Here is a 13,612-nt window from a genome sequence, read left to right on the forward strand (position 1 = left end):
GGTTGGCGGCGTGCTATCGAACAGACCAACGGCCATCAGCCCCGCGCGGAAAAGCGATCCCGGCTGTTGGTCAGGTGCAGCCACATCGCTGCGCGCGCGGCGTCCGCATCCTGACGCTTGATCGCATTCAGGATCGCCTCATGCTCCAGATGCGCCAGTTGGCCAAGCTTGCTCAGATCCGCCGCACCGCGCTCGGCGGCATTGAGCCGATGACGCGGAATCATCGCACTGCCCAGGTGCTGCATGATCTCGCTGAAGCAGACGTTGCCGGTGGCTTCGGCGATCAGCAGATGAAAGCGCCGATCTGCCTCGACGCAACTGTCGTTGTTGTCCAGCAGACGTTGATAGTCATCCAGCGCCTGACGCATTTGCAGCAGTTGCTGCTCGGTACGCCGTTGCGCCGCCAGCGCCGCCGCTTGCGTTTCCAGGCCCAGACGCAGCTCGAGAATGCTGCGCACACCCAGCGCCGTGTCGACATTCAAACGCAAGCCCTGCTCCGCAACACGCTCGATAACAAACGTGCCGATACCGTGGCGCGTCTCCACCAGCCCGGAAGCCTGCAATTTGGAAATCGCCTCGCGCACCACCGTGCGGCTGACACCGTGTTCCTGAACGATGGAGTTCTCCGACGGCAGCTTGTCGCCGGGCGTCAGCTGACCGAGCAGGATGCTTTGCGTGAGCTTCTCCACCAGGTCATGAGCGAGGTTGTGCGCACGTTTGCGAGCGGGGGCGTCGAGGTCTTCTTGCATGGTCGGTTCCGGTGATCGGGGCTTGTGGATCGTAGCATCCTGCGAGGATGACCCAACTTAATTTAGCGGTTCAACTTGTATGACAACACTCAATTAGATCGAAATACTTTCAGGCATCCCTGACGATTAAAGCCATATTTCCATGGGGGTGACGCGACGATCAACGACCTAAAACACCCAGCAAACATTGAGCTCAAGCGTAAAAACGCATAAGAAACCGGCATCTCAGGAAAAAATAATCGGCCAACCCCACTTGTAGGACAAAAATTCTCAGTTGTATGATGTCTATCAACAACGCAGCACCCGCCCTACCCCGCATAAAAATAATCAGTGGGAGAAAACCAAGTGAAAACCTCCGTCTCCGGGATGAACGAGGGCGTCGATTCGACACTCGCGTCGGCCATCTCGAAAGTGAAACGCCACGTCCTGCCGCTCTTCGTGATCATGTTCATCGTCAATTACATTGACCGGGTGAACATCGGTTTCGTCCGCACTCATATGGAACATGACCTCGGTATTGGTGCCGCCGCTTACGGCTTCGGCGCCGGGCTGTTCTTCATCGGTTACGCGCTGTTCGAAGTCCCGTCGAACATGCTGCTGCAGAAAGTCGGCGCACGCATCTGGCTGACCCGCATCATGTTCACTTGGGGCCTGGTTGCCGCCGGTATGGCGTTCATCCAGAACGAAACCCACTTCTACGTATTGCGCTTTTTGCTCGGCGTGGCCGAGGCCGGGTTCTTTCCCGGGGTGATCTACTACTTCACCCGTTGGCTGCCCGGCGCCGAACGCGGCAAGGCGATTGCGATCTTCCTCAGCGGCTCCGCCGTGGCCTCGTTGATATCGGGCCCGTTGTCCGGTCTGCTCCTGCAGATCAACGGGTTGGGCATGCACGGCTGGCAGTGGATGTACTTCATTGAAGGGATGTTCTCGGTGGGCCTGTGCGTGTTCGTCTGGTTCTGGCTCGACGCCAAACCCCACGACGCGAAATGGCTGACCCGTGCCGAACAGGATGCACTGGTCAACGCCATCGACGCTGAACAGAAGGCCCGCGAGGCCGCGACGCCAATCCGGCCATCGATGGGCAAGCTGCTCAAGGACCGCCAGATCATTCTGTTCTGCCTGATCTACTTCTTCATTCAACTGACCATTTACGCCGCGACGTTCTGGCTGCCGAGCATCATCAAGAAAATGGGCGAGATGAGCGACTTCCAGGTCGGCCTGTTCAACTCGATTCCGTGGTTGTTGTCGATCATCGGCATGTACGCTTTCGCCTCGTTCTCGGCCAAGTGGAAACACCAGCAGGCGTGGGTCGCCACCGCCCTGTTGATAGCCGCTGCGGGGATGTTCATGTCCACCACCGGCGGGCCGATCTTCGCTTTCGTTGCGATCTGTTTTGCGGCGCTGGGTTTCAAATCCGCTTCGTCGCTGTTCTGGCCGATCCCGCAGGCGTATCTGGATGCCCGCATCGCGGCGGCGGTGATCGCGTTGATCAACTCGGTCGGCAACCTTGGCGGCTTCGTCGCGCCGACCACGTTCGGCCTGCTCGAAGAACACACCGGGTCGATTCAGGGCGGCCTCTATGGCCTGGCCGCGACCTCGATCATTGCCGCGATCATTGTCTTCTTCGCACGCACCACGCCAAAACCTGCTGCCGACATCGCCGTGGTCGAGACCGCGCCGAAACACGCCTGACGTCCATTTTTAAAGATTGCGAATAAGAAGGATAAAAGCCATGACTGCACACGACACCGCCAAAGCCCCGATCATCACCGACATGCAAGTCATCCCGGTGGCCGGCCACGACGGCATGCTGCTCAATCTGAGCGGCGCCCACGGGCCGTTTTTCACCCGCAACATCGTCATTCTCAAGGACAACGCCGGCCACACCGGCGTTGGTGAAGTGCCCGGTGGCGAGCGTATTCGCCAGACGTTGGAAGATGCGCGCAGCCTGGTAATCGGCAGCCCGATCGGCACCTGGCAGAAGATCCTCAATCAAGTGCGCCAGACCTTCGCTGACCGCGATGCCGGCGGCCGTGGCCTGCAGACGTTTGACCTGCGCATCACCATCCACGCGGTCACCGGCCTCGAAGCCGCGCTGCTCGATCTGCTCGGTCAGCATCTGGATGTGCCGGTCGCGGCGCTGCTTGGTGAAGGTCAGCAACGTGACGAAGTGAAGATGCTCGGTTATCTGTTTTACGTTGGCGACCAGCGCGAAACCGACCTCGCCTACCGCAGCGAACCGGACGCCGACAACGACTGGTTCCGCGTGCGTCACGAGAAGGCCATGACTGCCGAAGCCGTGGTGCGCCTCGCCGAAGCGGCCCATGCGAAGTACGGCTTCAAGGACTTCAAACTCAAGGGCGGCGTGCTCAGCGGCGATGCGGAAATCGAAGCGGTCACGGCGCTGGCTGAACGCTTTCCCGATGCGCGCATCACCCTCGATCCGAATGGCGCGTGGTCACTGAAAGAAGCCATTCGTTTGTGCCGCGATCAGCATCAGGTGCTCGCCTACGCCGAAGACCCGTGCGGTGCGGAGAACGGTTATTCCGGTCGCGAAGTGATGGCTGAGTTCCGCCGTGCCACCGGGCTGAAAACCGCCACCAACATGATCGCCACTGACTGGCGTGAGATGGGCCACGCGATCCAGTTGCAGTCGGTGGACATCCCGCTGGCCGACCCGCATTTCTGGACGATGCAGGGTTCGGTGCGCGTGGCGCAGATGTGCCATGAGTGGGGCCTGACCTGGGGTTCGCATTCCAACAACCACTTCGATATCTCGCTGGCGATGTTCACCCACGTTGCCGCTGCGGCACCGGGCGAGATCACCGCCATCGACACCCACTGGATCTGGCAGGACGGCCAGCGTTTGACCAAGGCGCCGCTGCAAATTGTCGATGGTCTGGTGCAGGTGCCGAAAAAGCCCGGACTGGGCGTGGAACTGGACATGGACCAAGTGGCCAAGGCTCATGAACTGTATAAAGGCATGGGTCTCGGCGCGCGGGATGACAGCGTGGCGATGCAGTTTCTGATTCCGGGGTGGAAGTTCGATAACAAGCGGCCGTGTCTGGTGCGCTGATCATTAGTCCAACCCGATACCCCCACAGGCTCATCTTTATCTGTTCCAACAGATGATCCTGTGGGAGCTGGCTTGCCAGCGATTTCGGTGGGTCTGCCTGCATAGATGCTCGCCATGCCGGCCCCATCGCTGGCAAGCCAGCTCCCACAGGGGATGATGTGAGTCAGGCAGAGATTTGCAGCAGCCAGTTTTTGAAAGCGAGCATCGCCGCCGTTTCCGGGCGTGACTGCAACCGCGTCAACCAGTAACTCCCCGTCGTAATCTCGATCGCAAACGGCTGACAAATCGCCTCCGCCGCCAGTTGCCGGGCGAACATCAGCGGCGGTGCCAACGCCACCCCACCGCCCTGTAACGCCGCCTCCATCATCGCCAGCGACGAGTCGAAAACGATGCTTTGCGGCGGTGCCGCTTGGGTCGCCAACCCGGCAGCCTGAAACCACTCCGGCCATTCATCGGTGCGATACGAACGCAGCAACGTCTGCTGCAACAAATCCCCCGGCGAATGCAATTGCCGAGCGATTTCCGGCACACACAACACCGACAGCGGCGCCTCAAGCAAACACGTCGCCTCGATGCCATGCCACGCCCCGGCGCCAAAACGGATCGCGTAATCCAACCCTTCCGCTGCCACATCCACGCGGTTGTTGTTGGTCGACAGCCGCAAATCTATGAGCGGATGTTTCGCCCGGAAGTCCACCAGCCGCGGCAACAGCCACCCGACGGCAAAGGTGCCGACCGCGCCGACGGTCAGCATTTCGCGATACTGACCACCGGCGAGGCGTTCGAGAATCTGCGCGATGTGATCGAACGAAGTGCTCAGCACGGGCAGTAAGGTTTCGCCTTCACTGGTCAGCATCAGCCCACGGGGCAGGCGTTTGAACAGGGTGACGTTGAGTTGCGCTTCCAGGCTTTTGACCTGATGGCTGACGGCAGCCTGGGTGACGCACAGCTCCACTGCTGCGCGCGTGAAGCTCAAATGACGCGCGGAGGCTTCAAAGGCGCGCAGAGCGTTGAGCGGCAATTGCGGTCGAATCATGCCCAGCCCCAAATTTTTCTAATGGCTCATGCGAGTTTTCGTCGTTTGTCGATTGGCGTCGCGCTGACTAGATTGGCGGCGCTGATCGGCCACCCAACAAACAAAACGCCCGCAGTGTAGCGGGATAACACTACCAACACTCATGGAGAGTGGTTCATTTATGCGTTCATTCAAACCAATCAAACTCTTTTCCTACAGTGCTTTCACACTTTTCTTCGGTGCAACCACCTGTATGGCCGCACCGCAAACCGATACACAATTGCAGGCGCTGGTCAGCGCTGCCGTCGCGCCTGTCATGCAACAACAAAACGTTCCCGGCCTGACCGTGGCGCTGACCATCAATGGCAAGGCGCATTACTTTAACTACGGCGTCGCCAATAAAGTCACCGAGCAAAAAGTCAGCGAAAACACCCTGTTCGAAATCGGTTCGGTGAGCAAAACCTTCACTGCCACCCTCGCCGGTTACGCGCAAGCCACCGGCAAACTGGACCTGTCGACCAAGGCCAGCCAACTCTGGCCTGAATTGAAAGGCAGCGCCTTCGACACTATCAGCGTGTTGCAACTGGGCACTTACAGCGCCGGCGGTTTGCCGCTGCAGTTCCCGGACGACGCGGATTCGTCTGACAAGATGCTCGGCTATTTCCAGCAGTGGAAACCGACCTATCCGGCCGGCAGCCATCGCCAGTATTCAAATCCGAGCCTTGGGTTGTTCGGTTATCTGGCGGCGAAGAGCCTCGGCGAGCCGTTCGATCAGGCGATGACACAAACCCTGCTGCCGAAACTTGGCCTGCAACACACCTACCTCAGCGTGCCGGCCGCGCAAATGAACCTGTATGCGCAGGGCTACGACAAGAGCGGCAAACCTGTGCGCGTCACGCCCGGTGCGCTGGACTCGCAGGCCTATGGCGTGAAAACCAGCGCGGCGGACATGCTGCGTTACGTGCAAGCCAACCTGAAACCTGAAACGCTTGAAACCTCTCTGCAAAAAACCATCGCCAACACCCACACCGGCTACTACACGGTCGGCGACATGACCCAAGGCCTGGGTTGGGAAATGTACCGCTACCCGATCAGCCTCGAGCATTTGCTCGCGGGTAACTCGACGGAAATGGCCATGGAGGCGCACAAGGTGCAGTGGCTGAATCCGCCGCGCCCGCAACCGGATGACGTGCTGATCAACAAGACTGGCTCGACCGGTGGCTTCGGGGCTTACGTGGCGTTTGTGCCAAGCAAGGACGTGGGCATCGTGATCATGGCCAACAAGAACTTCCCGATTCCTGAGCGGGTGAAGATCGCCCACAAAATCCTCAGCGCTATCGCTGACTGAAAATCAAAAGATCGCAGCCTGCGGCAGCTCCTACAGGATCGGGTTTTCACTCGGTCAATGCAGGAGCTGCCGCAGGCTGCGATCTTTTGTCTTTAAAGCTGTGCCTGCAACTTCCAGCCGATGACATCCATCAAGTCGCAACTGTCACGCAACGGGATCGCCATCACCCGGGCGAAATCCTGCAGCAGCAAAGCATCGTGGCCCTTGCCATCCCCCAGCGCCAGCGTCTCCATCAGTTGTGTGACACAGCGCAAACGATAAGCCGCCGTGCCATGCAGCACATCCACCGGTGCTTCGCGGTCGATCAGCAAAGAGGGAATCTTGCAGTCGATCCCGGTAAGCGGAATGTATCGCGTCATGTTTGAGCCTCCCTGTTCAATGCTGCGTCGCCGCCGGTGGATCGAGATTGTCCAGCGCACGGTTGACCAGCAACTCGCCGAGCACAGCCAACTGCTGAATCGACAAGGCGAGGCTGCGCGGTGAACCTTGAAGTTCTGCGGCCAGATCGGTGGTCAGGACGTTGAGTGAAGCGAGAGTTTCGCAAGCGTGGCAGAGCAGCGTGGGCGTATCGATATCGGGGAGGATGGTGAAGAGATGGCTGATGGGATCGGGGTGACGGGGGTTGCGTAAGCGGGGGTTGTTGGCGTCGAAGGAACCTGAATCCATGGGGGATTCGGGGGGATTTGGAGTGTGTTTTTTCATTAGTAAATCCTCGGGACATTCAAAGAAAAAACTGCCGAACTCACTTCCACGAGAGGGTGGCAGCTTTGCGCAGGGGTGGAAGTCCGGGGAAACCCGAGGAACCCGGTGCACTCGAGAGTGCTCCTGCGCATCGCTGCCATAAGCAAACAATGTTGGCATAAAAACCACCAACATTGTTTACAGGCGCAATGCGCTCTCGGGAATCACCGGACTTCCACACCCGACCACTGTGTTTTGCAGCGGCCAAAGAAGACTATCCCTCCTCCCCCAAACCCACCAGTTCACCACTGCCGCCGCGACTTGCAGGAAAAATCCGCGGGGTTTGAAGGAGCTTTGTGTCAGACATTTCGGCCGGCACATGCTGCAACGACTTTGTGTTAGCGAATGAATTCGTTGTATCTACACTGCATCGAATCAATCTTTGGACGAGGATGGCGTCGGGCAAAGAAACAGTCATTCGAAGGGCGCAGTGATGGAAATCAAAAGTTTGAAGCTTGCGGATGTCGGACACTTTAGTGACATGGATATTCAGTTCGCCCCTACCCTGACACACCACTCGAACATCACGGTGCTGTTGGGAAACAACGGCAGCGGAAAAACCACCATTCTGAAATCCCTGAATATTTGTCTGAGCTGGCTGATCGCAAAAATTCGCTCCAATAAAGGCAATGGCAAATACCTTGTCGATGAAGATATTCGCATAGGCGCCTCAGGAGCCGTCCTTTCGATTGGCATCACCGACGTTTCACACCCGCGCGCAGTTGAGAGTGATGCGGGTTCCGAAAACGAATTATTCGTATGGGGCGCTGCCCGAAGTCGCCAAGAAGGTGCAGTTTCGGGCCGTGGATATTTAAACGAAGTCAGACTGCTTGCAGATCACTACCGCACTCAACTCACCGCCGACGATAGTGCCTCACTCCCGCTGATCGCTTATTACCCGGCCGAACGTTGCGTTGTAGAAGTCCCGCTGAAAATCAGCGGCAAACAAGCCTTCGATCAACTCGACGGCTACGACACTAGCTTCAACGGTGGCGCCGACTTTCGCGGTTTTTTCGAATGGTTTCGTGAACGTGAGGACAGCGAAAACGAGGACGGTATTTCCGATACCGCACTGGCCGAAGTCGCGGAAAAATTCGGTACTGACAGCGACGTTTATAAAACGCTCGCCAACGTGAAAGCCTCCTCCCGCGACCGTCAGTTGACTGCCGTGCGTTCGGCCATCGCCGCGTTCATGCCGGATTTCTCCAACCTGCGTGTGCAACGCAAACCACATCTGCATATGGCAGTCGACAAACATGGCGCGACATTCAATGTCACTCAGCTCTCGCTTGGCGAAAAGTCGATGATTGCGTTGGTGGGTGACATGGCCAGGCGTCTGGCGATGATGAACCCGTCGATGGACAGCCCGCTGCACGGCGACGGCATTGTTCTGATCGACGAGGTGGAATTGCGCATGGATCCGCAATGGCAGCTCGGTCTGATCGCACAATTAAGTACGACCTTTCCCAATTGCCAGTTCGTGTTGACCACGCATTCTCCACTGGTCATTGGTGATACCAAAGGTGTGCTGGTTTACCTGCTTGATGAGGGCGGTAGACGTGGGTAGACAAATTGCTGTGAGGGCGTCGGTGTCCGCAAATCTGCAGGCAACGGAATAAACATTGTAGGAGTGAGCCTGCTCGCGATAGCGGCGTATCAGTCACCATCAGCGTTGACAGATACACCGCTATCGCGAGCAGGCTCACTCCGACAGGGACGCGCTTTATTCAGTGACTGCGCGATCAATCATCCGGCATTTCCGGTGGCTTGCTCGGTTTCGCAGGCTTGGTCGGCTTGGCGTTCTTGGCGCCTTTTGCCGGTTCCGGGGTAGCAGCAACCGGCGCCTGAGCCGCAGCGGCCGCTTCCTTCTCGGCCATCGGCATGGCATCGATGGTGTCGAAGATTTTCTTCAGGTCCACCGCTTTCGCTTCATCCCCCGAAGCCGAGAGTTTGGTCTCGCCGTCCTTGCCCACCAGGAACACTTTCGGGTACGCCCCGGCACCCAGCTTCAGCGAGCGCAGCAGCGCCATGGTGTCTTGCTGGCCCATGTCCTTGCCGTCAAGCTGGCCGGCCATGTTGAGGATGGTGTAGACCTTGATGTTGCGGTCGGCGACGCCCTTTTTGTTGGCGGGATCTTCCAACGACTTTTTCAGGGCCACCCACACAGGGTCGACGGTGCTTTGTGCGATCACGATCAGCGGTCGGGCGCGGCCCATATCCCCGGCGATGGGCGAATCGTTGTCAGCGGCGAACAAGGGGCCGGCAATCGCCAGCAAGAGTGTCAGGGTCAATGACCTGATGAGCATGCGCATCTCCTTTTGATATCCACGCTCTAATGATTGCGCATCGTGGCGATTGTTCCGGGGTAACCCGGCAAATATCTTCCGCCTAGTCAGAAGCTTAGGACAGGCGCGACATTGCGCAACATATCCGACGTGATCGCAACGCGGATTTGATTACCTTTTATGACCGCATTAGGGTGGTGGTTCTGCAAACGAAATGGAGTTCACCCGCATGCACATCGATTACCTGTGCGATCACCCCGAATTGATTGAAGAACTGGCCACGCTCAACTTCAAGGAATGGGGCGAGTTTCGTCCCGGGCAAACCGTCGAGGACCGCATTGAACACATGCGCGCGTCTTGTGGCAGAGGGGCGATTCCCAGTGTGGTGGTGGCACTGGATGGTTCACGTTTGCTGGGCGGCGCGCTGCTGATCGAAAACGATCTGAAGTTGCGCCCGAACCTGACGCCATGGCTGGCAGGCGTTTATGTAAAGGCTGAGGAACGTGGGCGCGGGATTGCTTCGCAACTGGTCAATCAAGTGGTTGAAGAAGCGGCGGCGCTCGGTGTGCCTGAGTTGTATCTGTACACCGACACATCGCAGTCGCTGTATGCGCGGCTGGGTTGGGAAGTGGTTGAAGAACTGGTCTACGACGATTTGCCGGTGACGGTGATGAAATACGTCATTCAGCGCTAACCCGTGGTGAGGCGGCTCGCAACAGGCTGTGCCGCCTCACTCCAGTGCTGAATCGAGTGCCGAGAGCAATTGCGAGGGGGCGACGAGTTGTCCACCGAGCTTGAGTTCACCGCTGTCGAGTTCAACGCTCAACCTCACCGACGCCCGATCGCCCGGGTACTTGCGCAGCACCAGTTCGATGCCATTGGCCGTCTCGTCGACGGTACCGAGCAAATCCCACAGACTCTCGCTCAGATCCAGCAGCACTCGCTGGCGCTGCAGATCGACCACCCGCGGCACGTACAGCCAATGGCTCATGCGCATCTCACGCGGTTCAACGGTGATGGCGAGACGGCCCTCGCAATGGACAGTGGTTTCACTCATGGCCGGATCAGAACGCCAGTTTGTAACCGATCAGCACCAGCATCGTCGCCAGGCACGGACGCAGCACTTCATCGGAGATGCGTCCGGTCAGGTGGCTGCCGAGCCAGATGCCTGGCAGCGAGCCGACCAGCAAGAAGCCCAGCACGCCCCAATCCATGTTGCCCATGCTCGCGTGGCCCAGACCGGCGACCAGCGTCAGCGGCACGGCGTGGGCGATTTCAGTGCCGACCAGGCGACGGGTCGGCAGCAGCGGATAGAGGATGAACAGCGCGACGGTGCCCAGGGCGCCTGCACCGATCGAGGTCAGAGCGACCATGGTGCCGAGGATCAGACCGGTGATGACGGTCATCACGTTCAGCCGTGAACCGCTCGGGTTGTAGTTGCCACCCGCGCGCTTGTGGGCGAAGTCGAGCAAGCGTTTCTTGAAGAAGATCGCCAGTGCCGTGGCGAACAACACGAAGCCCAACGCCTGTTTAATGATGGCGTTCATCGCGTCCGGCGCGGTGTGCAGGGTGCTGAGGAACCACAAGGTCATGGCCACCGCCGGCACGCTGCCGAGGGTCAGCCAACCGGTGATGGCCCAGTCGATGTTCTTGTTTTTGCGATGAACGAGGACGCCGCTGGATTTGGTAATGGCGGCGTACAACAGGTCAGTGCCCACCGCCGTTGCCGGGTTGATGCCGAACCACAACAGGATCGGCGTCATCAACGAACCACCGCCGACACCGGTCATGCCGACAATAAAACCCACCACCAGCCCGGCAATCACCAAGCCGAAATTCGCCAATTCCATTAATACGTCCAGAAAAACGACAGGAAAAATCTGGCCCGCAGCATAGCGATTTTTCTTATAACCACATATATCAATGCGGTCTATCGTTATGCCATATCGAACTCACCAACCCATATCACTGTGGGAGCGAGCCTGCTCGCGAATACGTTGTGTCAGTCGACAGATGAGTTGAATGTTCCACCGCATTCGCGAGCAGGCTCGCTCCCACAGGGGTCGTGGGGTGGCTGATGAATCAGTGCACCCGCCGTCCCGGTTTAAAGCTGTGGGTTTTGTTGACCCACACCGTGGCCAGCGCGATCAGCGACAGAATCAGCAACGCCCACGGAAACGACATCGCCCCCGCCCGATCCAGCAACAACCTGCCAAACAACCCGCCCCCGGCAATTGCCACGTTCCAGGAAGTCGTGAGCATCGCCTGCACCACGTCGACGTGATCACCTGCCGAGTCCGCCGCCGAGGTCAGCAGCAAGGTGGCCGAACCGCCAAACGACAAGCCCCACACCGCCATGCAGGCATAAACGAGCAACGGTGACGGCGCAACCAACGCCAACACCAATGCCGTCAACGCAAACACCGCAAGGCTGATCAACGTCAGCCAGCGCAGCCAGCGATCCACCAGCATGCCAATAATCCAGATCCCCACCAGCGAACACAGACCAAACACCAGCAGCACCAGATCGACCCGGTCAGCCAGCCCGGCCTGCATCAGAAACGGTGCGATGTAGGTGTAGAGAATGTTGTGCCCGAGCATCCACGTCAGCACCACGAACAGCACCGGTCGCACGCCGGGCAGGCGCATTGATTCGAGCAACGGCAGACGCTCATCACTGGCCTGCCCCGGACGATCCGGCACCGCGATAACAATCCACGCTGCCAACACCAGGGCCAACGCCGACATGATCCCGAACGACGCGCGCCAGCCGATCAGATTGCCCAGCCACGTCCCCGCCGGTGTGCCCAGCGACAACGCCACGGGCGTGCCGAGCATGGCAATCGCCAGCGCCCTCCCCTGTTGATGCACCGGCACGATGCCGCGCGCATACCCCGCCATGATGCCCCACGACAGCCCCGCCGCCATCCCGGCGAGGAAGCGCGAAGCCAGGGTCAAGCCGTAATGGCTGGAAAACGTGGTGACAGTGTTGAACAGCAGAAACCCGCCGACCGTCATCAGCAACACCCGCCGTCGCGGCCAGCCGCGCGTGGCGACGGTCAACGGAATCGCCGCGACAATCGAACCCAGCGCATACAGCGTCACCAGTTGCCCGGCGAGTACTTCACTGACGTTGAGCCCGGCACCGATTTGCGGCAGCAGCCCGGCGGGCAGGGTTTCGGTGAGGATGGCGATGAACCCGGTCATGGCGAACGCCAGCAACGCGGCATAGGGCAGTTTGTCGGCACGGGCGGTGCGGTCGACGCGGCTGAAATCGGCGCTGGCGGGGTCGGTCATGACGGGCGCGGCTCCTTTTTGATCAATAGCGGTGACGGATTGTATACAAAAACAACCTTCACTATTGGATCAATGAATCTCTGCATCCCACAAAACCTTGTGGGAGCTGGCTTGCCAGCGATGAGGCCAGGTCAGGCAACACTGCTTTGCCTGACTCACCGCTATCGCTGGCAAGCCAGCTCCCACAGGGTTGGGTGGTGCATTGATCATCACCGCCCCAGCCGAACTCACTGCACCGGCAAGAAATTCAGGAACAGCAAACTCTGCGCGTAGTTAAGTCCGATCCGCCGGTAACGCTCATCGAGCATCTGGGTGATCAGGTCCAGCCGCGCAACGATTTTGCCGAACTCGGTGGCGAAGCTCAGGTTACTGCCCTCCTCCGAGATCTCATTGGAAAACAGCAGCGGCTGACCTTCCTTGTTCTGCCGCTGAGACAAAATCCACGTAGCTTTTTCGATATTGCGTGCAGCGTTGTGAACGAACGTCGGGTTGATCGCATCGGTCATGTAGAACTCAGTGCGATTGCCGTGGGCGGTGACCAGCATGCTGCCGATCGCATAGATGAACGCGCCGACACGGTCACCGAGAAACTCCGGACTCATCGCATAGCTCAGCGCGGCCAGGTCCTTGCGACCACCCAGCACCGGCAGCGGCTGTTGTTGCTCGATGGCCTGGCGTACCTGTTTCACGGCGGCATGGATGTTGAGAAACCCTGACTTGCGCAGCTCGTCCGGGTTGCGCAGGTACAGCTTGGCTTGCAAGCGGTAAAGACTGCTGAGGTTGTCGCGCATCGCCAGCGTGGCCATGCGGTCGACGCTGGTCTGCAGGAACTCCTGCGGCTTCCCTTCACGCATCTGGTTGAAAAAGCCGTTGCCGTCCTGGTGGCTGCAACCGCTAAACAGCAGCGACGACAAACAGGCCAGCAACAGGCACGGGCGGCGGAAAAAAGCAGCGATCAGGGCAAAAACTCTCGGCATGAAATCTCGAACGGGCACATTCCTGTGCGGCGGGAGTCACCGCATCCTGGCCATGGATAGAGCCGCCGATTGCGAAAAAGTGCAGTGATGCGCACGACCAGCCGACCTTCGGCAATGCCTGCCC

Annotated in this window: 14 protein-coding genes; 5 read left to right on the forward strand and 9 right to left on the reverse strand. The window is 58.9% G+C overall.

The genetic code is table 11. The features are described 5' to 3' along the window. Nucleotides 1-35: 35 nt before the first annotated feature. Complete coding sequence (locus RMV17_RS19130) at nt 36-749, reverse strand: FadR/GntR family transcriptional regulator (RefSeq protein ID WP_034154658.1); 714 nt, start codon at nt 747-749, stop codon at nt 36-38. Between the two features lie 345 nt (nt 750-1,094). Here RMV17_RS19130 and RMV17_RS19135 point away from each other — a divergent pair, with 345 nt between their 5' ends. Continuing rightward, nucleotides 1,095-2,441: an MFS transporter gene (locus RMV17_RS19135; RefSeq protein ID WP_034154657.1), complete on the forward strand. Its 1,347-nt coding sequence runs from the start codon at nt 1,095-1,097 to the stop codon at nt 2,439-2,441. A 40-nt stretch (nt 2,442-2,481) separates the two neighbouring features. Further along, complete coding sequence (gene gudD / locus RMV17_RS19140; RefSeq protein WP_034154656.1) at nt 2,482-3,825, forward strand: glucarate dehydratase; 1,344 nt, start codon at nt 2,482-2,484, stop codon at nt 3,823-3,825. 163 nt (nt 3,826-3,988) lie between these two features. Here the strand turns inward: gudD and RMV17_RS19145 are convergent, their stop codons facing one another. Continuing rightward, nucleotides 3,989-4,861, reverse strand: coding sequence for a LysR family transcriptional regulator (locus RMV17_RS19145; RefSeq protein WP_311881691.1), 873 nt, complete (start codon nt 4,859-4,861; stop codon nt 3,989-3,991). Between the two features lie 160 nt (nt 4,862-5,021). Between RMV17_RS19145 and ampC the strand changes: the two genes are divergently transcribed. Next, nucleotides 5,022-6,188, forward strand: a complete 1,167-nt coding sequence (gene ampC, locus RMV17_RS19150; RefSeq protein WP_311881692.1) for a class C beta-lactamase — start codon at nt 5,022-5,024, stop codon at nt 6,186-6,188. Between the two features lie 92 nt (nt 6,189-6,280). Here ampC and RMV17_RS19155 read toward each other — a convergent pair whose 3' ends face one another. Together RMV17_RS19155 and RMV17_RS19160 are read right to left on the reverse strand one after the other, a co-directional pair. Then, on the reverse strand, nt 6,281-6,547 hold the full coding sequence (locus RMV17_RS19155; RefSeq protein ID WP_034154653.1) for a hypothetical protein: 267 nt from the start codon (nt 6,545-6,547) through the stop codon (nt 6,281-6,283). A gap of 16 nt (nt 6,548-6,563) precedes the next feature. Further along, nucleotides 6,564-6,890, reverse strand: a complete 327-nt coding sequence (locus tag RMV17_RS19160; RefSeq protein ID WP_311881695.1) for a DUF6124 family protein — start codon at nt 6,888-6,890, stop codon at nt 6,564-6,566. Between the two features lie 472 nt (nt 6,891-7,362). On the opposite strand from RMV17_RS19160, the gene RMV17_RS19165 reads away from it, so the two are divergent. Next, the gene (locus tag RMV17_RS19165) at nt 7,363-8,496 is read left to right on the forward strand and encodes an AAA family ATPase (protein ID WP_311881697.1); all 1,134 of its coding nucleotides are present in this window, start codon (nt 7,363-7,365) and stop codon (nt 8,494-8,496) included. 175 nt (nt 8,497-8,671) lie between these two features. On the opposite strand, the gene RMV17_RS19170 is transcribed toward RMV17_RS19165, so the two are convergent. Next, nucleotides 8,672-9,235 (reverse strand): DUF4174 domain-containing protein, encoded by a 564-nt coding sequence (locus tag RMV17_RS19170; protein WP_160041063.1) that lies wholly within the window; start codon nt 9,233-9,235, stop codon nt 8,672-8,674. Nucleotides 9,236-9,443: 208 nt separating this feature from the next. On the opposite strand from RMV17_RS19170, the gene RMV17_RS19175 reads away from it, so the two are divergent. Beyond that, a complete protein-coding gene (locus RMV17_RS19175) occupies nt 9,444-9,908 on the forward strand; it encodes a GNAT family N-acetyltransferase (protein WP_311881701.1) in 465 nt (154 codons plus the stop codon). Nucleotides 9,909-9,944: 36 nt separating this feature from the next. Here RMV17_RS19175 and RMV17_RS19180 read toward each other — a convergent pair whose 3' ends face one another. The 4 genes from RMV17_RS19180 to RMV17_RS19195 all read right to left on the reverse strand — a co-directional run bounded on the left by RMV17_RS19180 (nt 9,945) and on the right by RMV17_RS19195 (nt 13,488). Continuing rightward, nucleotides 9,945-10,271, reverse strand: a complete 327-nt coding sequence (locus RMV17_RS19180; protein WP_311881702.1) for a hypothetical protein — start codon at nt 10,269-10,271, stop codon at nt 9,945-9,947. A gap of 7 nt (nt 10,272-10,278) precedes the next feature. Further along, nucleotides 10,279-11,064, reverse strand: coding sequence for a sulfite exporter TauE/SafE family protein (locus RMV17_RS19185; RefSeq protein ID WP_034154648.1), 786 nt, complete (start codon nt 11,062-11,064; stop codon nt 10,279-10,281). Between the two features lie 232 nt (nt 11,065-11,296). Beyond that, nucleotides 11,297-12,511, reverse strand: coding sequence for an MFS transporter (locus RMV17_RS19190; protein WP_311881704.1), 1,215 nt, complete (start codon nt 12,509-12,511; stop codon nt 11,297-11,299). A 227-nt stretch (nt 12,512-12,738) separates the two neighbouring features. Continuing rightward, nucleotides 12,739-13,488 (reverse strand): hypothetical protein, encoded by a 750-nt coding sequence (locus RMV17_RS19195; RefSeq protein ID WP_311881706.1) that lies wholly within the window; start codon nt 13,486-13,488, stop codon nt 12,739-12,741. Nucleotides 13,489-13,612 lie beyond the last annotated feature (124 nt).

Origin of the sequence: Pseudomonas sp. VD-NE ins, assembly GCF_031882575.1 — a bacterium.
Taxonomy (GTDB): Bacteria; Pseudomonadota; Gammaproteobacteria; order Pseudomonadales; family Pseudomonadaceae; genus Aquipseudomonas; species Aquipseudomonas fluorescens_BZ.

Bases quoted from the DNA above. Each gene is read 5' to 3' on its own strand.
- RMV17_RS19130 (WP_034154658.1), bottom strand. From the start codon at position 749: ATGCAAGAAGACCTCGACGCCCCCGCTCGCAAACGTGCGCACAACCTC.
- gudD (WP_034154656.1), top strand. From the start codon at position 2,482: ATGACTGCACACGACACCGCCAAAGCCCCGATCATCACCGACATGCAA.
- RMV17_RS19145 (WP_311881691.1), bottom strand. From the start codon at position 4,861: ATGATTCGACCGCAATTGCCGCTCAACGCTCTGCGCGCCTTTGAAGCC.
- ampC (WP_311881692.1), top strand. From the start codon at position 5,022: ATGCGTTCATTCAAACCAATCAAACTCTTTTCCTACAGTGCTTTCACA.
- RMV17_RS19155 (WP_034154653.1), bottom strand. From the start codon at position 6,547: ATGACGCGATACATTCCGCTTACCGGGATCGACTGCAAGATTCCCTCT.
- RMV17_RS19160 (WP_311881695.1), bottom strand. From the start codon at position 6,890: ATGAAAAAACACACTCCAAATCCCCCCGAATCCCCCATGGATTCAGGT.
- RMV17_RS19165 (WP_311881697.1), top strand. From the start codon at position 7,363: ATGGAAATCAAAAGTTTGAAGCTTGCGGATGTCGGACACTTTAGTGAC.
- RMV17_RS19170 (WP_160041063.1), bottom strand. From the start codon at position 9,235: ATGCTCATCAGGTCATTGACCCTGACACTCTTGCTGGCGATTGCCGGC.
- RMV17_RS19175 (WP_311881701.1), top strand. From the start codon at position 9,444: ATGCACATCGATTACCTGTGCGATCACCCCGAATTGATTGAAGAACTG.
- RMV17_RS19180 (WP_311881702.1), bottom strand. From the start codon at position 10,271: ATGAGTGAAACCACTGTCCATTGCGAGGGCCGTCTCGCCATCACCGTT.
- RMV17_RS19185 (WP_034154648.1), bottom strand. From the start codon at position 11,064: ATGGAATTGGCGAATTTCGGCTTGGTGATTGCCGGGCTGGTGGTGGGT.
- RMV17_RS19190 (WP_311881704.1), bottom strand. From the start codon at position 12,511: ATGACCGACCCCGCCAGCGCCGATTTCAGCCGCGTCGACCGCACCGCC.
- RMV17_RS19195 (WP_311881706.1), bottom strand. From the start codon at position 13,488: ATGCCGAGAGTTTTTGCCCTGATCGCTGCTTTTTTCCGCCGCCCGTGC.